Source organism: Chryseobacterium sp. KLBC 52 (genome assembly GCF_003347605.1).
Lineage (GTDB): Bacteria > Bacteroidota > Bacteroidia > Flavobacteriales > Weeksellaceae > Chryseobacterium.
Genome location: NZ_QDFZ01000031.1, coordinates 1 through 20,943 on the forward strand (window position 1 = coordinate 1; position 20,943 = coordinate 20,943).

Sequence of the window (20,943 nt, forward strand, 5' to 3'; positions counted from 1 at the left end):
TCAGCTCCTTCAATGATATACTGTACGGCAATATCATTGTCATATACTGAAAAAACCAGGATTTTAAGATGGGGCTGTATTATTTTTATCTCACCAATCATACCCAGGTATTTGCTTTCCGGCATATTGATATCTAAGATCAGCAGGTCAAACGACTCTGCATATAGTTTGTCTGTGAGTTCCGTATAGGATTCTGCGCAGGAAATTTTCACATCTTTGTGGTGAGATTCCAGAATTAAGGTGGTTCCTAATCTTACTACAAAATGATCATCTGCAATAATAATTTTCTTAATCATATTTTTTAATTTTAATGGATACAACAGTTCCCTTTGGGGTATTGTTTTTAAATTCAATTTTACCATTGATCATCATAAGAAGCTGAAGAATAAGATGTAATCCTAAGCTGTATTTTTGTAAAACCAGTTTTTCATTTTCAATATTATCCTGAAGTTTTTCATAATAGGTCATTTGTTCCCGGCTCATTCCCTTACCCGTATCTTTTACCTCCAGAAAAAAAGTACTGCTGTCTTCATCAGTAGAGAGTTCTATGATTCCATTAGTGGTATTTTTAACCGCGTTGTCTATAAGATTATGGATAATAACAGCGATCACATTTTGATTGTTTTTCGAGTAGGTAGGATCTTTAATATTGTTGATAATCCGGGTGTTTTGTTCTTTAGCCGCAACCTCAAAAAGTGCTTTTTTAGTTTCTACCACCTCATAAATATTATAGATCTCATTTTTTTCAGAAATGTTGTAAATCTCAGCGTATTCCTTCAGGGTTTTCACGAAATTGTAAAACTCTACAGAAGAAGTGTAAAAACTCTCGAAATATTTCTTTTGTATGTAGCGGTCATGTTCATCGGTTTCATACAACTTTTGGGCTGTAATGGATAAATACTTTATGGGAGTAATGATATCATGGCTTATTGTCTCCAATAGTTTTTTCTGCTGTACGCTCTCTTTTCGGAGCTGTTCTTTGGTGTATTCCAATTTTAATACTGCTTTTGATAGTTTTTGTGTTCTTATTTCAATGATTTTTTCAAGTTCTCTTTTCTTTTGTTCCTGTCTTTTTATCCTTATTTTAAAAAGTGTAAATACAATCATTGTCAATAGCAACACAACAAAGAATTTAAAAATGAGTGTTTGGTGAAATAAGTACTTTACATTGATATTAATTGTTTTATAGATATATTTTCCTTCGGGAGAAGCCAATACTCTCACTATAAGCTGATAGTAGCCCGGCTCCAGATTTGCAATATAATATTTACCGTCACTGCCCACCCTTTCCCAGTTTTCATTCTTACAACCTTTCAATTTGGCGTCGATAACCAAATTAGCTCTGTTGGCGTAATAAGGAACATCTACTAAAATGACCGCTTTATAAAAATTGTTTTCCAGATTGATCTTCCGCTCTTTTATACTGCTTTTGGAATCATAGAATACAACCCGTTCCAAAAAGAAATTTTTAGGATAATAGCTTCTTATTTTTTCAGGATCAAAAAATACCAGACCTTTGATAGAAGGAAACACAAAATTTCCGTTGGGAAGAACTGCAGCTGTTGGAGAACTTCCTCCATTAAACTCATTGGTAGTAAAGCCGTCTTCTTTGCTATACCGGTAATAGTTGGGTAACGCTTTTCTGTCCTTTGCATACTGCAGGAGATTATCTTTTAGGATCTTGAATAATCCGTTGTTGGTGCTGATCCAGAAAAAACCTTTTTTGTCTTCCAGAATCGTATGAGAAAATAAAAGATATCCGTTTTTATCCTCAGGCATTTTAATAAGCCGCCCGTTTTGATATAGAAAAAGACCATCTCCCTGAGTCGTTATCCAAAGATTCCCATCCTTTGATTTTGTAATTTCTCTTACATGTAACGGCGCTGCAGATATTTTTTTAGGGCTAAAAGAGGGAGCTTCTATCACATATAAAGCATCTCTGGTCCCTACCAGCCATTGATGATATCCCAGTTCCTGTATTGTCGTTGCAATATTAGGAATTGTAAACTGTAAAAAAGGATTTTTAAAGTCAGAATCCTTATAGAAGATAAGTTCAGAATGTAATGAAGGAAGATGGAATACCATTACGTGATAGGGATGGATATTCAAAACATAAGGTCTTGTCTTCGTGAAATTCAGAGATTCATTTTTTGAATAATCAGAATCTCTGAAAAAACGGACTAATGAAGTACCGTTTTGGACAAGAATATTTTTATGGCTGTCATAGAACAGAAAATACTTGTTTGTTGTAGTAAAATGATACTGTTTTACCAGTCCGTTTTCATTGTAAACATCTCCTGAAGAAGTAATTACTTTATCCTTTTCGAAAGGAAGTACGGAATAAAAAATATTTTCATAGGATTTATCAGACCGGTTGGCTACATGAAAATTATTGAATTTCACTACATCCAGCCCGTCTGATAATGTTCCAAGATATACTTTATTATTAATTTCATCATGATACACGGAAACTAAAGAGTTTTCGTTAAGATCATAATGGAACATCTTTTTTAAACTGATTCTATTGTTCTGATAGGAAACTTTGTACAAAATATTATCATGAAGAATGAAACATTGGTTGTTGATTTGGCTCCAGTATACCTTCACATTATCCCGGAAGAAAATCTCTGAACTATCCAAATAATCAACTTTTCCTGACGAAATTCTGATGATTTTTTGTAATGTCCTGGAAATAATAAAGATAGTGTGTCCCAGGCAAAAAGTATGGGCTGTATAATGCTCGTCGAGTTCCTTTATCGGGACTGTCGTTTTATCGTTATATCGTATAGTTCCATTCTTAAAAAGATGATAGGAATCCCTGGTATCAAAATAAACGAAGAAGTCTTTGTGATCTGTTTTTTCATGAGTTCCATTTTTTACAAATAATCCGTATAACTTGCTTTCGTGCAATGCTCTTTTTACGTAATTATTCTGATGATTTAAAATACTTACGTTTCTTTTGTTGAGTAAAACGGTGTTTTCAGTATAAGCCGTAAAATTATAAATGGAATCTTTTTCAATATTTCCCAAAAATACTGAAAACCGGTTGTTTTTAAGATTAAGATGATTATATGTTACAAAATTATATCCATCATAACGCACCAGGCCGTTTTCCGTACTCAGCCATATGAATCCATATTTGTCTTTAATAATATCCTTTACACTATTCTGAGGAAGGCCGTTATCGGTGTCATACCATACCGAGGCAGCTTGCTGGCCATAACAAAGCTGCGCCTGGAATAGTAATAGAAATATGAATGCTTTAAAAAACATTGGTATAAGTTAAAGTAGTTGATGCATTTGTGTTTACTTCATTCAGCTCATATAAATGTAGTAAAAATTAATCATTGTTTAAAGAATTAAATGACATTTATAAACTACAAAGAGCCGGATGAAAAACGACAGAATCCGTCATCTATCTTTACAGTAATTATTTTATGTTTTATCAATGTTATCAGATATTTGCGGTATGAATTTATTACTTTATTTTAATGATTATAGTGAATTATTTACTTAAATAATTTAGTTGAAAATTCAGATTATATTTCACTTTTATGTGATTTCAATTCCTTTGTTTAATTAAATAATAAATTTTTATGATTAAATTTTGGATTAAAATAACTTTTACCTGAAAAAAACAAAATATAAGCGATGAGTAAATAAATGTGAAGGAAAACCAGGTATGGTTAAAATCGCAAAGATTGCATCTTAAACAGCGGAACTCCCGGGTTTCTGAAAGAGTGTGATATCATTTACAAAGACTATTGCATAGAACGAGTATTGAGTAGGAGGCATTAGCCTGTTATTATTGCTTCTGGAGTTCAGGTAGAAAAGACATTGATAGAAAATAAATAAGAAGAGAAAATTTTAATAATTGAAGGGCAATGAAAATAAACAATAAGAAAAGAGTAAGTTATCATGTGGGGGTTCAGCTGGTTGTATTGGCGCTGCTTCTTTTAAGTATTTCTGTTCTCAGATATTTGGGATACACGTATTTCATAGGAATATTTTTCCTGACAGCGTTTCTGGTACTCGTGTACGGATTTTTAAAAAACCAGTTTATCTTCGAATATGAGAACTCCGGTCAGGTAATTTCTATTAAAAGCTATCGATGGATTTCAAGTGGGAAAAAATTCCCGGTCTTTGAAATGCCACAAAAAAAGATTGTAAGAATAGAAATACAGGAGCGCACCTTTCGAAAATATCTCATTATTCTTTTTTCAAATTCTTCAGGGAAAGTATTAAGAAGAAATATTGATATCACTTTCTGCAGTGAGGATGAAATCCAGCTGCTCTTTGAAGATATTGCAAACAATTTAGTAAAGGAAAAATCAGGAACATATTTCCTGTAAAAAGGATGCTTTCTGAATACAAATAAATAGTTTAAGATGGAAAATTTGAAAGACATTCATATTGGTACTTTGGTACGGGAGTATGTAAATGAACAGGGGATTGATATGAACCGGATCTGCAGATTCCTGCATTCAACGGAAAATGAGATTCTGGAAATGTATTCTATGAAATCATTGGACGCAGATGTGCTTCTGAAATGGGCAAAATTATTGAAATATGACTTTTTTCGTCTGTATTCCAGTCATTTAATTCTATACGCCCCTGTCGGCAGACAAAATAAAAATGAAGTAAAATCAAAACTGCCTCAGTTCAGGAAAAGTTTATATACAAAGGAAATTATAGACTTTATATTGGAACTGCTGGCAGATAAAAAAAAGACTCCTGTAGAAATCATTAATCAATACGGGATTCCCAAATCAACACTGAATAAATGGATAAGCAAGTACAAACAGTAAATACAGGTCCTAATTATAAAAGGATTTATCATGATTTCATCGAGTCCAAATGTCCGGATAAACTGGAATATATAAAGTGTTATATGTCAAAAGAATCAATGTCTTTATCCGATGTTTTGAAAATTAATAATATTATATTTTTTGATGGGGTATCTGAAAATCAGAAATTCAAATCCTATGATAAACAAACCATTTTTGAAATTCTTGAGTATCAGAAGAAATATAAATTAAATAATAGTCAGTTAGCCAAACATTTTAAATTAAGCAGAAATACTGTTACAAAGTGGAAGAGGATATTTTTAGTATAAACTGCATATTTTTATCATAAAGCAATTACAGTACATAAGTTTATGTTTTTCTCATTTTTAAAGAGTATCTGCAGTTTTACTCTTTTATGACTTTCTACAGCGATTCTGCAAAAAACTAAAAATGAAAAACTTAGAGTAAAAATCTTACTCTAAGTTTTTACATCTGAATATAATAATCTGCTTTTTTGCTTGTATGTCGAGGAGTAAGCTCTTTGTTATTTATTATGCTTTATTATAAATTTATTTCTTCGCCTGTAGAGACAGGTTGTCCATATATACAGCCTGATGAACTCCATTCAGCATAACTTTCAAACCTAAATGTGCGTCTTTTTTTAAAGAAACGGTAAATGTTTTTTTCTCCCCGGTTATTTTGGAAGGCCTCGTAATAGAAGTATACGTTTTTACATCAGAGGGATGATCTACTGAGAAAAGTTCTAAAGTAGTTTCTCCGCCATTATCAGAAAGATCAAGTGATAGGGTATAGGTGCCGGCTTTAATTTCCGGCGTTACCAGATACATATCTTCCCTGGGATTGCTCATAGAATAGAAGATAATTCGTTTATCACTTGCATACAGCATGGCTTTCCCGGATTGAGCAGTCCAGCATTTATTGATATCTTTCCATGTATCAAAACTTTCAGCGAGAGCAGTGACAGGTTTACACTGAGCTTTTGCTGTAAGAACACCTCCTATAACTGCTAATCCAGTAAGTAGTATTTTTTTCATGTGCTATTTTTATTTATAATGAGTAAAAATAATAAAAAAAGATTGCACTTCACGCTGTTGTTTTATGATTTAAATTGGTTTTTATATAATAGATGGTAAGAAAGTAAATAAATTGAAACGTAAAATATTGTAAAACAGTATTATGATGAGAGGTTGTGTATATTACTTGATGAGTGATGCAGTTGAAAAATTAATGGAAAGATAGTCTTTGTATTAAGCGCTATTTAGTTCAATTAAAAATAATGGTATATTATAATACCTACCTATCACTCAGCTCATGAAATAAAAAATTTCTCAGAAGGATTGAAAAAAAATGTTTTGTAACTTGTAATTTGATTGTGATGGTTGTAGATGATGAATGACGCTTTTCATAGAGAGGCAGATCATTTCAAACTTAACTGATAAAAGAAAAATGAGAATCTTATCTCAGAACTGGCTAAACATAAGAAGAAATGAAAAAAATACTACTTTTCATGATCACTCTAACAGGTATGGTACTGACGAATTCACAAACGATTGAATCAAGCAGCCGAAGTACTATAGGATATATTAAGAGTGACGGAACGATCGAAAACAGCAGTCATTCCACCCTGGGCTATATCAGAAGTGATGGCACTATCGAAAACAGCAGCCGCTCTACAATTGGCTATATCAGCAACGACGGAACTATTGAAAGCAAAAGCCGCTCCACAGTAGGTTACGTAAAGGAAGACGGAACAGTAGAAAACAGCAGCCACTCTGTTTTAGGGTATATTAAAGACGACGGAACCGTTGAAAATGCCAGCCGAAGTACCATTGGCTATGCCCCTGGTATTAAAAAAGAATGGGTTGCCGTGGTGTATTTCTTTTTCAAGCTGTAGAAAGAACTTTTTATGATTTTAGCTTATTATTTTATAATCTGAATGTAATACATTAATAAAACAAATACTTTTTTCTTTTAAAAATTGTAATTTATACAGTTGTATTTCTGGGCTTACTTGGAATATCAAGAATGTAAAAACAATGTTAGATCTCATCTGACATGAAACTATAATAAAAATGTGCCTGTTAAATAAAGTGGGCTGTACATAGAAAAATTTCCTAAATGTGGTAGTTGTTTAAGCATTATTGGCGTATAAATTGATACTATAATCTGAATTGAATTTTGATGACTAATGACTAGAACGACTCTAACTCTGATTTTCTTTTTAAGTGGTTTTTTCTTTTTAAATGCACAGGAGAAAAAAGATTCACTGTATTATAAAATAGAAGAATTTTCTGATAAAAGAAAAGTTACCAAATTCATTCACCGCCTTATATTTCGTAGAGAGCCGGATTCAACATCTGTTAAATCCAATACTGAAAAACTTTCGCAAAAGACTTATGATAAAAAAATTATCAGAAATGTCAGGATAGAAACCATTGACCCTTTCGGATATGGCTCTAATGACAGTAAGGAAATAGGCAAATGGTATGATTGGATAAAGGATCATCTTCATTCCAGTACCAGAAGATCAACAGTCAATAATTTTTTACTTTTTAAAGAAGGAGAAGAGTACAATGCCCAAAAGCTCTATGAATCTGAACGTTTGCTCAGAACAATGCCTTTTGTCAACAGAGTGAATATCAGTGTTTCAGACAGCACTTCCGGTAAAGATTCCGTAGATGTTGTGGTAAAGGTCCTTGATTCCTGGAGTCTGAAGCCGAGAATCAGCTATTCCGGAAGTAAAATTGGTTTGGGAGTGACTGAAGAGAATGTACTGGGACTGGGACACACCCTCGATTTCCTTTACAGAAATGATTCCAAAGAAAAGCAGGATTACCTCTTGGGAAGCTATACCACTTATAATCTTTTTGGTACCTATATCAACGCCCAGATTCTCGGGGAACGGGACTTTTCGAGAAATGAAAGAATTAATTTCAGCCTCAGAAGAGACTTTTTCTCCCCCTTAACAAAGTGGGCGGGAGGTTTTACATTTGAATATTTTATGCGGAAAGTTTTGCTTCCGATAGAAACGGATACCACGTTCCCGGAAGTTCAGATTAAGGTGTACAGCGAAGATATTTGGGGTGGGTATCAGATTCCGGTTTCATCTGATCCCAGTGAGAAGGTATCCAGCAATATTGCCATTATAGGAAGATTTCAGAACTATCAGTACAAAGACAGTCCGGGAATTGACCGGTATAAATATTTCAGTTCTTACAACAGTTTCCTGATGTCTGTTGGATTTATTCAGAGAAACTTCTCGGTTCAGAAGAATATTTTTCAGTATGATTTACCGGAGGATGTTGCTTACGGTAATTCCGTAAACATCATTGGCGGAGGCTTATCAAGAAATAAGGAAGTGAACCCCTACGTCGGGATTTCTGCATCGTACGGTCGTTTTACCAAATTGGGCTACTTCACCGTGAAAGCACAGTTTGGAAGGTTTTTTAATGAAGACAGCCGGAACAGGGAATCTTTTCGTTTTGACGGAACTTATTTTACCAATCTTATGGACTGGAAATTTGCCAAAGCAAGACATTTCTTCTCTCCAACACTGGCATTGGGAAATCCACAGCATAACTACTCGTATAAGGACAGAATCAACCTTTCTTCCGCAGACGAATTTCCTGTTTATAATTCTGATTATATCGGGACAAAAAAGATTGTATTAAGATATCAGCTGCAATTGTTTATTAATAAAACCTGGAAGAATTTTCATTTCAGTCCTTATTTAACTACCGCGGTGGGCTGGCTCGGAATGCCTGATGATAAACTGTTTAAAACTAAGGCCAATACAAAAATCGGAATAGGTGTTTTAATTAATAATCCCTATCTGGTTTTCAACAGAATTCAGATTTCTTTCATGTATTATCCACGTGTTCCTTTTGATAATAATTCTGTCTTTGATTTTAACAGTAACAGGAATAATCTTTTACCAATGAACAGTTTTGCAACGGATGTTCCTCACTTTGTCAATTTTGGAAATTAATAATGGAAAGTTAATTAGATGCCCGGCGATTTGTAAACACTTCGTCTTTCAGACCATACATCAGGGTTATTTTTGATATAATATTACCCATTTGGGTAATTGACAGGTTGTTATATAATCACAAAATTTGTGATGTAATACATTGTATGCTGTAAAGTATATTCAGGTGCAGTTTACAAGAAATCATAACAACTTCAAAACTAATCCCTATGAAACCATTGAATTTTCTTTTATTATGGACAGCACTTTTTACGCCTGTCGGTATGTATGCAAACCCAACCGGGGAAACACCATGTGTGCCAAAAGCAATTCCTATAACCGATGCGGAAAAGTGGATTGCCTTTTCTCCAATTTTGCTCTTTCTTTTTATTACATGTATTGTATTTCTTAAGCTGAAAAAAGATAAAGTATCTTTAAAAGATCTTCTTCTGGATAAGGATGCGAATGTTCAGATGGAAGTAGAAAGAACAAAACAAAGAGTGGCTTTTTTATCTGCTTCTACTGAAAGCCAGCAGGCAATGGAGGCCGCTGACGCAACAGCTGACAACGGTGAAGATCCCAATACCTCAAAAGCTAATACGAGTGTAAGCCGTTTTCTTGCATTTATAAGCGGGCTGGTTTCTGTAGGCCTGGCTTGTGTTCTCACTACTTTTGCCACCTGGAACTATTTTGATGTAAGTGATTTTCCCAACCTGAATGATCTCGTTGGTGTTTTACTGACCCTGGGAATCGGAGTCGTGCCTTATGCATTTAATAAGATTACGACAGCTGCTAAATAGACATACTTTTGTATCCAGGCTAATTGCATCATGCAGATTTCAAGACAATAGAAACCTTCCTTGCTTTTGGCAGGGAAGGTTATAATCAAAATGTAATCACACTCTGAAAACTAAACTACTACATCTATTTTGACATTAATATTTCCACGGGTCGCTTTTGAATAAGGACATGTTGCATGGGCTGTTTCCACAACTTTTCTGGCTTCGTCTATGGCAAACCCCGGTAAAAGTACCTGTAAATGGGCCTGCAGGAAAAATCCATCATCATTGGTGGCCAGATCTACAGAGGTATTGACAGATAAGTCCGGAGGAAGGGTAACTCCCATTTTTACCGCACCTAAATGCATCGCACCGATAAAACATGCCGACCATCCTGCTGCCAATAGCTGTTCCGGATTGGTTCCGTTTCCCTTTGAACCGGGAGAGGTTAATTCAATACTAAGTTTGCCGTCACTGCTTTTTGCTTCTCCGTTACGGCCTCCGGTCACAATGACATTCCCGGAATACAACACTTTACTGATATTGACAACGGTTGTATTTTCTACTGCCTGAATGGTATTTAATTCCATATTTTTATTATTTAGATTAAACGATTCTGTTGATTGATCCTATGATTGTTAAAGTTTTTTTCTTAAATCTTTGAAAGCTGCTCTAAGCTCTTCTGTAAAGACCTGTGGCTGTTCCCAGGCTGCAAAATGTCCGCCTTTCGAAGCTTTATGATAATAATATAAGGTAGGATATGCCTGCTTCGACCAGCTTTCCGGAGCCTGATAAATTTCGTGAGGAAATACCGAAATAGCTACAGGAACTTTAATGTCTTTTGTCTTCTGTGCCTCAGCACTGAAATTATTCTTGTTGTTTTCCCAATAGAAGCGTGAAGAAGACGCTCCGGTATTGGTAAGCCAGTAAAGGGTAATATCGTCAAGGATAGCATCACGGCCAATGATATTCTCAGGATGAAGATCACTTTCACTCCATTCTGCAATCTTTTCGTACAGGAATGCTGCTAACGCTGTTGGAGAATCGGAAAGCAAATATCCTGTGGTCTGTGGACGGGTAACCATCATTCCTCCATAAGCTGCATTTCTTCCAAAGAATGTACTCATTGCATTGTATGCTTTTGCTTCTGAAACAGAAAGTCCTGATGGCGCAGGATCACCGGCATTGATTGGCTTTACAAGCTCGGCTGGAATGGTTGCAGGCATTGTGAGATGAATTCCTAGAAGACCTGAAGGAGCCTGTTTAGCCAAAGCATCAGAGATAACAGAGCCATGGTCACCCCCTTCAGAAACATATTTTTTGTAGCCGAGTCTTTTCATCAGTACATCCCAGGCAAGCGCAACACGGTCCGGATTCCAGCCCAGTTCAGTTGGAATTTCTGAAAAACCATATCCCGGAATAGCCGGTATAATTACATCAAAAGCATCACTCGCTTTACCTCCGTATTTTACTGGATCAGTTAAAGGATCTATGGCATTGATAAATTCCAGCGGAGAACCCGGCCAGCCATGAGTAAGAATCACAGGCATTGCATTAGACTCCTTTGAACGTACATGGATAAACTGAATATCAAGTCCGTCAATATTGGTTACGAACTGCGGAAGAGCATTCAGCTTATTTTCCACTTTTCTCCAGTCGTATCCGTTGCCCCAATAGGTGATCAGTTCTTTTAACTGTTCAAGCTGAATTCCCTGGGAAGCATCTTTCACGGTCTCTTTATCCGGGAACCGGGTTTCAGAAATACGTTTTTTAAGATCATCCAGTTGAGATTGCGGAATACTGATGCGGAAAGGGCGGATACTGGTGTCATTTTTTGATGATAGAGTAGCAGTCTCGTTTTTTTGTGCTTTAGAAATAGCAGGTGTACCTAAAGTAAAAGTTACTGCTAAAAGGATGGTTGAAATTGTTGTTTTCATTGCTTTTTGTATTAGATTTTAGATCTGTTTTTCTTTTTTGATGAGACAAATTTATGCTCATGGAAGCCCCTGAGAAATGAGTAATTTGTTCAAGTAGTCATATTTCACAGCGAAGCAGACATTGCAGGAGGCGAACAGGAAAACAGCATCAATATGAAGCAGATGAAAAGTATTGCTAAGAAAAGTGAGTGAGTTGCTGGTCTCAAAAAAGGGTAAAAAATAAGCTCCGTTCTTCTATAAAACGGAGCTTATTTTGTGAAAACATTCTTTTTGATGTTATCCATGAGCTTCTACAGATACATCATTCCATTCTTCCCAGACTTTAAGACGCTGCTCGTAATTCTGTTTTACAAAAGGAAGCGCTACTTTTCCCAGCAATAAACGCAATGGAGGATTTTCAGTTTCAGCTAACTTTATCAATGCCGGAGCTGTAGCTGCTACGTCACCAAAAGAAGTTTCAGATTCTGAGAAAGCCTTTTTAACACCATCGTAAACCGGATTACTTTGCGTATTAATTCCTGTATGCCAGATATTGGAAGCATAGCCATTGGGCTCTACCAACGTTACATGGATTCCAAAGCCTTTTACTTCCGTTGCTAAAGTTTCACTTAAGCCTTCCAGTGCAAACTTAGACGCATTGTAAAGTCCCATGGTTGGTAAAGTAGCCAATCCTAAAATAGAAGAAACCTGAATGATATGACCACTTTTCTGATCTCTCATGATGGGAAGTACCGCCTGTGTAAGCCATAAAGTTCCAAAGAAATTCGTTTCAAACTGTGCTCTTGCTTCCTGTTCGTTGGTTTCTTCCACCGCACCCGTTAATGCATATCCTGCATTATTGATCAGAATATCAATGCTGCCGAAGTGTTGGTGTACTTTCTGAACTGCTGATAATGATTCTTCTCTTTTATCTACATCTAAGGTTAAAGGCAATACGGAATCACCATATTTTTCTTTTAAATCATTAAGTGTTTCTACATTTCTGGCTGTTGCTGCCACTTTGTATCCTTTTGCTAAAAAAGCTTCTGCCCATACTTTTCCAAAACCTTTTGATGCTCCTGTAATTAAAACTGTTTTTGACATTGTTCTGTTTTTTTAATTGATTTGATTGTTATGATTATATTTTTTAAAAAATTTTATGTTTATATTTAAATGACCGATCGGTCATATTTTGGGTAAAAAAAATTACACCCTGTTTTCTTCTATCATTTTTTTCAGATTGCTTGCGATAACTTCCATTCTATCATTATTACCGGACATTCTTGCCATCAGGTGACCGCCTTCAAGCATTGCAAATAAAACCGTTGCAAAATCTGCCGGATTCCAGTCTGCCCTGAATTCTTTATTGGAAATTCCTTTTTCTATAATACCGGAAAGCAATTCCTGTCCCTGTTGAATGGCACGGTTTACCTTTTCCTTTACCACAGGATTGGTATCATCAGCTTCTGTTCCGAAATTCAACAAAGGACAGCCTCCTGCAACCGGTGGATGGTTGGGATCACTAAAAAAATCAATATAAGCGAATAACTGCTCTTTAGAAGTTTTGTACTGGCTTAAAGCTCTCTGAAGTCTTTCCGTCAGCATTTTCATATTGTGCTCAACAGCTGCACAGGCCAATACCTCTTTATTTTCGAAATGGACGTACATACTGCCTTTAGACAACTTCGTAGCCTCCATAATATCACTCATAGAAGTAGCTGCAATCCCTTTTGTATTAAAAATAGGAGCTGCTTTTTCTATAATGAACTGTCTGGTTTCTTCGCCTTTGGCCATAATACTACTCAATAATGATGCAAATATATGACCGATTGGTCATAAAAACAAACTTTATTTGATATTTTTTATAGGAAATACCAAAATAATCTTCTCCCTGGTCTGATAGATGTGAAATATACCATTGAATCCATTATCCGAATATGCTTAGGGCAACATCCTGTGATAGTATGATTTTGATGTGCTATATTGATAGCCAATAAGTTTTTTAATCCTACATTTGCTGTGGTAAAAGGAATTATGAAGAAACTGGAGATTAAAAAAAATATTCAGAAGCCGGAAGACAAAAACCTGTCTTTCCGTGTCTTTGATTTGAGTAAAGATCATCTGAATCAATATGTACAACCTCACAAGAAAGACCATTTCTGTATTTTTATTGTAGAACAGGGAAAACTTCAGGTTTGTATTGAAGATAAAATGCATTGGATGAAAGCCGGGAAAATCTCGGTGATATTTCCGGAACAGGTACATTTTGTGGCAGATTCCAGCGAAGATCTCATCGGGAAGATTATTCTGTTTGAAGAAATACTGTTTTGTTCTGATATTCTGAAAAATGAACTGAGCACCTATAATGTCAATCTTTCTACACATCTCAACTGTACGGTGCTTTCGCGGGAAGACTTTGAACAAAGTTTACGCAATACTTCAATCATTCAAGACATTTACGAACAGCCAACTCTTATCAGGAAGGAACAGGCCAGATTTTATATTAAAATTGTTCTCCTTGGGCTTATTGAATCCATTCACGGGCTGCATCCCGTTTTGCATGAAAAAACTGCTGACCAGCCCATGTATGTAAGGTTTAAAAAGTTGTTGAATGAACATTACAAACAATACAGAACTGTTCAGTATTATGCAGAAGAATTGGCTATTACCACTAAAAAATTAAATTCTATCACCAAAAAGCATTGCGGAGAGACAGCTATTCAGGCCATCCATAATCGTATTTTAACGGAAATTAAACGTCAGCTGATGTTTTCAGATCTTTCCCACAAGGAAATTGCTTTTGACCTGGGATTTAATTCTCCATCTGCTCTCAATAAGTTTGTCAAAGCAAAACTCAAAGAAACTCCCACCGAGCTTCAACAGGAACTGGCGCAAATGTATAACGCATAGTCTCGTTTGTATAACAGGGCTTGTGAAGGCTTGTCTAATTTTGTATCATTAAAATCAGATAAGAAAAATGAGCAAATTATTTATTGCAGGCGAAGTCTTCCACGGTGCGGGAAGTCTTGATGAATTAAAAAATATCAAAGGAAAAAAAGCAGTTATTGTAACAGGAGGAAGTTCCATGAGAAAAAGCGGAACTCTTGACAAAGCGATAGCTTATCTTAATGAAGCCGGAATCGAAACACAGATTTTCGAAGGAGTAGAGGAAGATCCTTCATCAGCAACATGTCTTAAAGGTGCAGAGATCATGAATACCTTCCAGCCAGACTGGATTATCGGTTTAGGAGGATGTTCCGCCATTGATGCTGCGAAAATTATGTGGGTGTTTTATGAATATCCTGACGTAGAGTTTGATGCTTTGATTAAACCTTTCACCGTTCCGGTTTTGAGAAATAAAGCTAAGTTTATTGCTATTCCTTCTACCAGTGGTACAGGAACTGAAACTACCGGACTGGCAGTGATTACCGATAGAGAGAAAGGGGTGAAATATCCTGTTGTTTCTTACGAACTGACACCAGATATTGCTATTATTGACGGCGAAATCTGCGCGTCAATGCCGGCTCATGTGACCTCCAATACAGGACTTGATGCACTGACACATTGTGTTGAAGCGTATGTTTCAAATATTGACAATAATATCGCAGATGCTTTATCTAAAGGTGGTTTGGAGATTGTTTTTGATAACCTTAAAGAAGCAGTAGAAAATCCTAATAATATCCAGGTCCGCCAGAATATGCATGATGCCTCATTTATGGCTGGTTTAGCCTTCAACAACGCATGGTTGGGTATTGTTCACTCGCTTTCTCACCAGGTAGGAGCATTGTATGGAATTCCTCACGGAGCTTCAAATGCTATTTTCCTTCCGAATGTCATCCGTTATAATGCTATGGCTACAGAACGTTATCCTGATCTGGCAAGAGTAATTGGGAAGGAAACTACCGAAGAACTGGCTCAGGCTATTGAGACTTTACGTTCTGAAGTCAACAATCAGTCAGCGATCAAAGATTTCGGAATCTCAAGGGAAGATTGGGATAAAAATCTTGATTATATTGCAGCCAACGCTTTAGCAGACCCTTGTACAGGTTTCAATCCGAGAGTGCCTGTTTTGGAAGAGTTGAAAGCAATTTACAATGCCTGTTATGAAGGTGTGGTATATGCAGAAAAAGTGGTTGCAGGCTAGTTTTTTGTAAATGATTACCTCATAATACAACAAAAAAGAGAACTCAGACGAGTTCTCTTTTTGCATTTATTTAACCATGATTTTAATGCTTTCCCTACGATCGTTTTCATAAAGAATACTGATCATGTAAACGCCTTTACTATAAGTTGAAAAATCTAATTGTATATCATAGACATGAAGGTTTTTCCGGTCAGAAAGCTTTCTTTGAGCCATATCATAAACCATAATGTCCTTTATTTTCTCTTTACTTTTGAGGTAACAGAAATCTTTCACAGGATTAGGGTAAAATGTAAGCTCAGGCTGTACCTTCATATCCGCAGTTCCCAGAATACAATCTGAAAAAAAAACTGAGTATTCCCGGTGATATGGATATTTATGTATGGTTTTCCCAATTAATGAAATAAAAAAGAGACTATTTCCTTTCGAAATAGTCCCTGTAGTAAAATTAATTCCCGATTAAAAACCAGTGGTTAATTTCTTATGGTGGAAATATGGATACACTGCAATCCGCTACAATCTTTAAGTTCAATGTTGGTGATCATTTCACTGTAGATCCGAGTAGTGGTGTCGTTAAATTGATATCCTTCTATAAACACAGGTCTGTCTTTAGGAAGATTGCTCTGCTCATTAATCATTTCCAGCGACAAACTATCAGGATAGCCTTCATTTTTTTTAAAAGTAATCTCTATTAAACCGTTGTCAGCCAGGTAGTCAAACTTCTTTAAACGAGAAGGCAGGCTTGCTTTGGTTTTAAAAACATTTAATTTTTCAATACTGCTTTTGTAAAGGTTAAACATGCTGGCAGTTCCAATAGCATCATTGTACACCGCAAATTGTATGGTGTTGCTTTTCTGGCCCCAAATTAATAATGAAGTAGTAATGAAGAGTAGAGATAGTAACTTTTTCATAACAAAAATAGAGGTTTAAATGTTGGATGTTTTACTTTGAAAGATTGGTGTTAGTTCCTGTTTTTTACTACGATCCATCCGGTATATTTTATTGGAGTTTGCGTTGTGTTGTTCTCATTCCAGCCCATTTCAAACCAGTAAGTTCCTGTAGGTTCTTTTTTACCGTCCATAGTTCCGTCCCATTTGAATCCGTTTGATTTACTTCCTACATGAATTCTGCTTCCATATCTGTCATAGATACCGAATGAGAAATTATTTTTATTTGCCAAAGCAGAATAATCAAGTACGTCATTGATTCCGTCACCATTAGGAGTGATGATGTTAATCAGATTAGGAACAGTAACTTCTATCTGCACAGGAACGCAGTTATACGAATCCCTTACATAGAAAGTATGGCTTCCGCGGGATATATTGGTGAATATGTTTTCACTCTGCCAGTTGATATTGTCCATAGAATATTGATAAGGTGCTGTTCCTGCAATTACATCTAAGGTAACCGTATTATTGTTAATGGTAACATCTGAAATAACAGGGTTTTCAGAAGCATACACCTTCACAGTTTGTCTGGTGGTACATTCTCTGGTTTTCAGATCTACCCAGTAGGCCCCAACTCCTACATTCTTGATGGATTGCGTTGTCGCTCCTGTACTCCATTCGTAAGAAGTATAACCTGGTCCTGCATCTAATGTAGTTGTATTTTCCATACAGATGATTTTGTCCTTTAATGCTTCTGAGAAGCTAGGGGGAATAACTGTAAGGGTTACTTCTGCAATCTTATAACATCCGCTGGCATTGCTCACCTTAATATAAACAACGCCGTTCGGAGCAGTGTAATTGGCTGGATTCAGAATTTCGTTTGTCCCGTTATGCGCATCAGTGGGAGATGGATAGTACTGCTTGGTAATTCCTGGTTGTACATTAACGCCTGCCGATGTTAAATCAAATATCCCAAGCAACGGATCGGATGGCAGAAAACATGATCTTAAAGCTGCATCTTTTACGATTGGGCTTTCAGAAACTGTTAATGTTACAGTTACCCGTTCACAATCTGTAAAATCCGGGTCATTTCCGCAAAATTTATAAACAATAGTATCAGTACCCAGATAACCGAAGTTGGGAACATAATTAATCACTCCCGCTGCATCAATGGTAGCAGTACCGTTTGTTGGAGGGGTAATAATCGTTACTGTACTCGGAACATAAGTTTGGGTAGAATTGGTAAATTCCGGTACGATAGTAATGTTTCCTTCGCAAACAGTAATCGCCTTTGCAGATTCCTGAAGACATGTGTATACTTTATAGACAGGGGTGGTTGCCGGTGGACAAGTGCTTACTGCAATTTTCACTGTATAATTCCCTGCAGCCAGTGGAGTATGTGTATTGGTAGTGGCTCCGCTAATAGGATTTCCGTTGAGAAACCATTGGTAGGTGTCGTAGCTGTCATTTACTTCCAATACAATGCCCGGAATACAATCTCCGGTTTTTTTTGAAATCAGTGGGATAGAAGAGAAGCCTGCAAAATAACCTCCATATCCGGATGTGCTGTAACCCCCGTTAATACCTGCTGTTACAGCTTTATCAGAAACCACGGTTACATTTCCGGTGATAGATGGGATGGCATATGTTACCCAGCTGCTGTTTCCTGTCAATGGGAAAGGTCCTTGTGCGGCGGTGGGAGTAATGCCATTTACCATCACATTGGCTCCGGTTTCCGTTAAAATATTCAGTTTTACAATAGTTCCGGTTGGGACAGTGCTTGTTACTCCCTGTCCTGTTGGCATTTCATTGATCTTCCCGATTTCATCAATTTTTCGGGGTAAAAAACAGTTCAATGGCGGAATGTAGTTGAACCCACACGTTGCACTGCTGTTATTTACAGAAACCAACTGATATAAATAGACATTTTTTGAAGTCGTAATAAACATATTGAAGTGTCCGGAATTTCCCTGCTGTACATAGTTGCTTCCTGAAACTCTGTAAAATTCCCCACTGTTTATTGTAGCGACAGGAGTGTTGGAACCGTTGATAAATATTTGGGTATTGTTTTCAGTTCCTATGATGATACCACCTTCAAGATCCGGATTGGTAGATCTTGTTCTCACCATGGCAAAAGTACTCCCAAGTCTATCCGTAGGTACAGACTGATCAAGAACCGCATCAGATCCCATGCTGGTGTTGTCTCCAAAATTTCCATTGATATTTCCGTTGGTAAGGGTAATCGGCTTATCAGAAACAATTTTAGCTCCAATAAAAGCCGATATGTTTTGACCTCCTATTCCAGCACCTCCGGCGAAAATAAAAGACTGTCCTTTATTGAGAGTAATTGTTTGCGAATGGGTGGCAGGTGTTCCTCCAAAGAATGTTACATTTCCATTCCATGTAGCAGTGATAACTGTATTATTCTCTGTTGCCAATATGCCTGCTGAGAAGTTAAATATGTTAAGTGATGAGGTAGTAGGAGTTGCGGCTACAAAAAATTCTTTGCCGATCCCGGCTTTTCCTTTGCTTGTTATAATTTCAGCGTGTACAGTGCCGCTTACCATTCTTAATGAACAGTAAAATGGCTTGCTTCCATGTACATATAAACCTTTAGTGATAGTAGTGAATGCATTTGAAGCCACATTAGCTGCTATGATACTAGCCGGCACTACAAAGATCTGAGGAGACCCTTTACTGATGGTGACATTACCAATCGGGATGTTATTATTGTTAATTGTAACAACAAAAGGAGTTGCAGAATCGGTAGAAAGATAGAGTGCCTGCGTATAATTTACAGACCCGTAATAAGGTGCAAACCAATGGTCTGTATCTCTTTGTGCCGAAAGAGGTAGACCCAATATAAGGAACATTAAACAAAATATAAAACTTTTCATGCATTGTTAAATTTTCGTTCTAAAAATTACGAATTCTTTTTCAAAAAATGATTATGACTCCTTTATTAATTTTTTATGAATTGTAAAAAAAGTATTTATTGGATGATCAGAAAAAATAAGAAGGAATCTTAGAGGCAGATGAGTGATGTTGGATACTTTTGATGCCGCATCGTTCACCTGTATGCCTGTTAATTGACTGTTTTTAATAGGTTAAGATTTATTTAATTTTTATACTTTTCTTATGGCAGTTTCCATTTTATTACTGAGTAAAAATAATTTAATAAAAATACAAATTGACTATACTTTCGTCTAGTTTTAAATCAAAGTTTAATGAATTAAATTAAATAAGACCTATGATAAAACACTTTCAGTAAAGAGAATACCTGATTTCATTTAAGGTTTTTTATTATTTAATTTCCAAATTAATTCTGTTTTTATGTGTATATGATACAGAAAAAAATACTTTCAATGCTAAAAGCGCAATGGATTTCAGATTTAATTGGTTTTTTACTATTGAAACAATTGTTTTCTGAACTTAAGTCTAATTATAATTAAGTTTAGATAGGTTTTTTATTTAAACCAATTTGAATATGTTTGCAAAAAATAATTAATAGAAAAAATGGTTTTTTACGCCTATTAGCAAAAAACATGAGTGATAAAATAAAATCATTGGATGCCAGGAAGAATGCGTCGGGCTTATCAGTTTCTGAAAAAAGGGAAACACAGGACCACTATTATAATGTCCTTAAAGCAGTCTCGGGCAACAGTCAGGGGTCTATCTATATAGCAGATCTTAAAACAAAGAAATTAGAGTTTATTTCGGAAAACCCGCTTCTTTTATCAGGTCTGAATTCTACTGAAGTTGAAAAACTGGGATATAATTTTTTTCGGAAATATGCGAGGCTGGAAGATCTTGAAATTTTAAGAAAAGTAAATATTTACGGGCTTAAATTTTTTGAATGCCTTACTCTGGAAGAGAAAAAAGCGCACACCATTACTTATGATTTCCATCTGAAACATATCAATAGTGTAGATGTACTTGTGAATCACAGGATCACACCTATTGAGATTGATAATCATGGTGAAATTTCAAAAGTAGTCTGTGTAGTATCTTATTCCCTGAATAGAAATGCGGGAAATATCAGGATTATATCCAATACTTCAGAAATCTATTGGAAATTTAACCTCTTAACCGAAAAATGGACAGAAGAATCTAAAGTTACACTAAAAATAAGGGAAATCGAAATAATACGGCTTTACCTTCAGGGATTAAAAATAGAAGAAATTGCAGAACAATTGTTTGTGTCACCAAGTACCATAAAGTTTCACAGGAGCAAATTGTTTGAAAGAATCGGAGTGAAGAATATCATCGAAGCAATATCCTATGTAATAACGAATAACTTGATTTAAACTGTGCTTTTTTAAATACTTCCAGGCCGAAATCGCTGAGAATCCAAATAGAATGCTCAGTATAACGTATAGTTTTTAATTAAAAACCGTTTGCTTTCTGTGTATTGTTTTTCCGGGCATTCTCCCTCTGCACAATGG

19 protein-coding genes are annotated in these 20,943 nt (G+C 35.9%); 9 read left to right on the forward strand and 10 right to left on the reverse strand.

What is annotated here, in order from left to right; translation table 11 throughout:
* Both DDF69_RS21725 and DDF69_RS21730 read right to left on the reverse strand, forming a co-directional pair.
* Positions 1–296: response regulator transcription factor (locus DDF69_RS21725; protein ID WP_162800985.1), on the reverse strand; the 296-nt coding region annotated here is incomplete at its 3' end.
* Positions 289–3,273: a two-component regulator propeller domain-containing protein gene (locus DDF69_RS21730; RefSeq protein ID WP_114822616.1), complete on the reverse strand. Its 2,985-nt coding sequence runs from the start codon at positions 3,271–3,273 to the stop codon at positions 289–291. The genes DDF69_RS21725 and DDF69_RS21730, both read right to left, overlap by 8 nt.
* 611 nt (positions 3,274–3,884) lie before the next feature.
* Here DDF69_RS21730 and DDF69_RS21735 point away from each other — a divergent pair.
* The 3 genes from DDF69_RS21735 to DDF69_RS21745 all read left to right on the forward strand — a co-directional run bounded on the left by DDF69_RS21735 (position 3,885) and on the right by DDF69_RS21745 (position 5,116).
* On the forward strand, positions 3,885–4,352 hold the full coding sequence (locus DDF69_RS21735; protein ID WP_114822617.1) for an ABC transporter permease: 468 nt from the start codon (positions 3,885–3,887) through the stop codon (positions 4,350–4,352).
* A 36-nt stretch (positions 4,353–4,388) separates the two neighbouring features.
* Positions 4,389–4,808 carry a transposase gene (locus DDF69_RS21740; protein WP_114822618.1) on the forward strand — a complete coding sequence of 140 codons (420 nt, stop codon included), beginning with the start codon at positions 4,389–4,391 and terminating at the stop codon, positions 4,806–4,808.
* A gap of 83 nt (positions 4,809–4,891) precedes the next feature.
* Positions 4,892–5,116 carry a hypothetical protein gene (locus tag DDF69_RS21745; protein ID WP_317048662.1) on the forward strand — a complete coding sequence of 75 codons (225 nt, stop codon included), beginning with the start codon at positions 4,892–4,894 and terminating at the stop codon, positions 5,114–5,116.
* 240 nt (positions 5,117–5,356) lie between these two features.
* On the opposite strand, the gene DDF69_RS21750 is transcribed toward DDF69_RS21745, so the two are convergent.
* Positions 5,357–5,842 (reverse strand): hypothetical protein, encoded by a 486-nt coding sequence (locus tag DDF69_RS21750; RefSeq protein ID WP_114822620.1) that lies wholly within the window; start codon positions 5,840–5,842, stop codon positions 5,357–5,359.
* Between the two features lie 452 nt (positions 5,843–6,294).
* Between DDF69_RS21750 and DDF69_RS21755 the strand changes: the two genes are divergently transcribed.
* The 3 genes from DDF69_RS21755 (at position 6,295) to DDF69_RS21765 (ending at position 9,575) form a co-directional block, all read left to right on the forward strand.
* Positions 6,295–6,702, forward strand: coding sequence for a 5-fold beta-flower protein (locus DDF69_RS21755; protein ID WP_114822621.1), 408 nt, complete (start codon positions 6,295–6,297; stop codon positions 6,700–6,702).
* A 294-nt stretch (positions 6,703–6,996) separates the two neighbouring features.
* Positions 6,997–8,796: a POTRA domain-containing protein gene (locus DDF69_RS21760; RefSeq protein WP_114822622.1), complete on the forward strand. Its 1,800-nt coding sequence runs from the start codon at positions 6,997–6,999 to the stop codon at positions 8,794–8,796.
* A gap of 209 nt (positions 8,797–9,005) precedes the next feature.
* A complete protein-coding gene (locus DDF69_RS21765) occupies positions 9,006–9,575 on the forward strand; it encodes a hypothetical protein (protein ID WP_114822623.1) in 570 nt (189 codons plus the stop codon).
* 110 nt (positions 9,576–9,685) lie between these two features.
* Here DDF69_RS21765 and DDF69_RS21770 read toward each other — a convergent pair whose 3' ends face one another.
* From DDF69_RS21770 to DDF69_RS21785, 4 genes are all read right to left on the reverse strand, one after another.
* Positions 9,686–10,144, reverse strand: coding sequence for an organic hydroperoxide resistance protein (locus DDF69_RS21770; protein ID WP_114822624.1), 459 nt, complete (start codon positions 10,142–10,144; stop codon positions 9,686–9,688).
* A gap of 48 nt (positions 10,145–10,192) precedes the next feature.
* On the reverse strand, positions 10,193–11,491 hold the full coding sequence (locus DDF69_RS21775; RefSeq protein WP_114822625.1) for an epoxide hydrolase family protein: 1,299 nt from the start codon (positions 11,489–11,491) through the stop codon (positions 10,193–10,195).
* A gap of 276 nt (positions 11,492–11,767) precedes the next feature.
* A complete protein-coding gene (locus tag DDF69_RS21780; protein WP_114822626.1) occupies positions 11,768–12,574 on the reverse strand; it encodes an SDR family NAD(P)-dependent oxidoreductase in 807 nt (268 codons plus the stop codon).
* A 102-nt stretch (positions 12,575–12,676) separates the two neighbouring features.
* Positions 12,677–13,264 carry a TetR/AcrR family transcriptional regulator gene (locus DDF69_RS21785; RefSeq protein ID WP_114822627.1) on the reverse strand — a complete coding sequence of 196 codons (588 nt, stop codon included), beginning with the start codon at positions 13,262–13,264 and terminating at the stop codon, positions 12,677–12,679.
* Between the two features lie 240 nt (positions 13,265–13,504).
* On the opposite strand from DDF69_RS21785, the gene DDF69_RS21790 reads away from it, so the two are divergent.
* Together DDF69_RS21790 and DDF69_RS21795 are read left to right on the forward strand one after the other, a co-directional pair.
* Positions 13,505–14,380: an AraC family transcriptional regulator gene (locus tag DDF69_RS21790; protein ID WP_114822637.1), complete on the forward strand. Its 876-nt coding sequence runs from the start codon at positions 13,505–13,507 to the stop codon at positions 14,378–14,380.
* Between the two features lie 67 nt (positions 14,381–14,447).
* Positions 14,448–15,614, forward strand: a complete 1,167-nt coding sequence (locus tag DDF69_RS21795) for an iron-containing alcohol dehydrogenase (RefSeq protein WP_114822628.1) — start codon at positions 14,448–14,450, stop codon at positions 15,612–15,614.
* A gap of 66 nt (positions 15,615–15,680) precedes the next feature.
* Here the strand turns inward: DDF69_RS21795 and DDF69_RS21800 are convergent, their stop codons facing one another.
* The 3 genes from DDF69_RS21800 to DDF69_RS21810 form a co-directional block, all read right to left on the reverse strand.
* Positions 15,681–15,926: a T9SS type A sorting domain-containing protein gene (locus tag DDF69_RS21800; RefSeq protein ID WP_114822629.1), complete on the reverse strand. Its 246-nt coding sequence runs from the start codon at positions 15,924–15,926 to the stop codon at positions 15,681–15,683.
* A 158-nt stretch (positions 15,927–16,084) separates the two neighbouring features.
* Positions 16,085–16,522, reverse strand: coding sequence for a hypothetical protein (locus DDF69_RS21805; protein WP_162800986.1), 438 nt, complete (start codon positions 16,520–16,522; stop codon positions 16,085–16,087).
* A 50-nt stretch (positions 16,523–16,572) separates the two neighbouring features.
* A complete protein-coding gene (locus DDF69_RS21810; RefSeq protein WP_228412075.1) occupies positions 16,573–19,371 on the reverse strand; it encodes a T9SS type B sorting domain-containing protein in 2,799 nt (932 codons plus the stop codon).
* 672 nt (positions 19,372–20,043) lie between these two features.
* Between DDF69_RS21810 and DDF69_RS21815 the strand changes: the two genes are divergently transcribed.
* The gene (locus tag DDF69_RS21815) at positions 20,044–20,805 is read left to right on the forward strand and encodes a response regulator transcription factor (RefSeq protein WP_114822632.1); all 762 of its coding nucleotides are present in this window, start codon (positions 20,044–20,046) and stop codon (positions 20,803–20,805) included.
* The last annotated feature ends 138 nt before the right edge of the window (positions 20,806–20,943 follow it).

What these genes read in the sequence shown, in the direction of transcription:
- DDF69_RS21730 (WP_114822616.1), bottom strand. Translation starts at nt 3,273, where the DNA reads ATGTTTTTTAAAGCATTCATATTTCTATTACTATTCCAGGCGCAGCTT.
- DDF69_RS21735 (WP_114822617.1), top strand. Translation starts at nt 3,885, where the DNA reads ATGAAAATAAACAATAAGAAAAGAGTAAGTTATCATGTGGGGGTTCAG.
- DDF69_RS21740 (WP_114822618.1), top strand. Translation starts at nt 4,389, where the DNA reads ATGGAAAATTTGAAAGACATTCATATTGGTACTTTGGTACGGGAGTAT.
- DDF69_RS21745 (WP_317048662.1), top strand. Translation starts at nt 4,892, where the DNA reads ATGTCAAAAGAATCAATGTCTTTATCCGATGTTTTGAAAATTAATAAT.
- DDF69_RS21750 (WP_114822620.1), bottom strand. Translation starts at nt 5,842, where the DNA reads ATGAAAAAAATACTACTTACTGGATTAGCAGTTATAGGAGGTGTTCTT.
- DDF69_RS21755 (WP_114822621.1), top strand. Translation starts at nt 6,295, where the DNA reads ATGAAAAAAATACTACTTTTCATGATCACTCTAACAGGTATGGTACTG.
- DDF69_RS21760 (WP_114822622.1), top strand. Translation starts at nt 6,997, where the DNA reads ATGACTAGAACGACTCTAACTCTGATTTTCTTTTTAAGTGGTTTTTTC.
- DDF69_RS21765 (WP_114822623.1), top strand. Translation starts at nt 9,006, where the DNA reads ATGAAACCATTGAATTTTCTTTTATTATGGACAGCACTTTTTACGCCT.
- DDF69_RS21770 (WP_114822624.1), bottom strand. Translation starts at nt 10,144, where the DNA reads ATGGAATTAAATACCATTCAGGCAGTAGAAAATACAACCGTTGTCAAT.
- DDF69_RS21775 (WP_114822625.1), bottom strand. Translation starts at nt 11,491, where the DNA reads ATGAAAACAACAATTTCAACCATCCTTTTAGCAGTAACTTTTACTTTA.
- DDF69_RS21780 (WP_114822626.1), bottom strand. Translation starts at nt 12,574, where the DNA reads ATGTCAAAAACAGTTTTAATTACAGGAGCATCAAAAGGTTTTGGAAAA.
- DDF69_RS21785 (WP_114822627.1), bottom strand. Translation starts at nt 13,264, where the DNA reads ATGGCCAAAGGCGAAGAAACCAGACAGTTCATTATAGAAAAAGCAGCT.
- DDF69_RS21790 (WP_114822637.1), top strand. Translation starts at nt 13,505, where the DNA reads ATGAAGAAACTGGAGATTAAAAAAAATATTCAGAAGCCGGAAGACAAA.
- DDF69_RS21795 (WP_114822628.1), top strand. Translation starts at nt 14,448, where the DNA reads ATGAGCAAATTATTTATTGCAGGCGAAGTCTTCCACGGTGCGGGAAGT.
- DDF69_RS21800 (WP_114822629.1), bottom strand. Translation starts at nt 15,926, where the DNA reads ATGAAGGTACAGCCTGAGCTTACATTTTACCCTAATCCTGTGAAAGAT.
- DDF69_RS21805 (WP_162800986.1), bottom strand. Translation starts at nt 16,522, where the DNA reads ATGAAAAAGTTACTATCTCTACTCTTCATTACTACTTCATTATTAATT.
- DDF69_RS21810 (WP_228412075.1), bottom strand. Translation starts at nt 19,371, where the DNA reads ATGTTCCTTATATTGGGTCTACCTCTTTCGGCACAAAGAGATACAGAC.
- DDF69_RS21815 (WP_114822632.1), top strand. Translation starts at nt 20,044, where the DNA reads ATGAGTGATAAAATAAAATCATTGGATGCCAGGAAGAATGCGTCGGGC.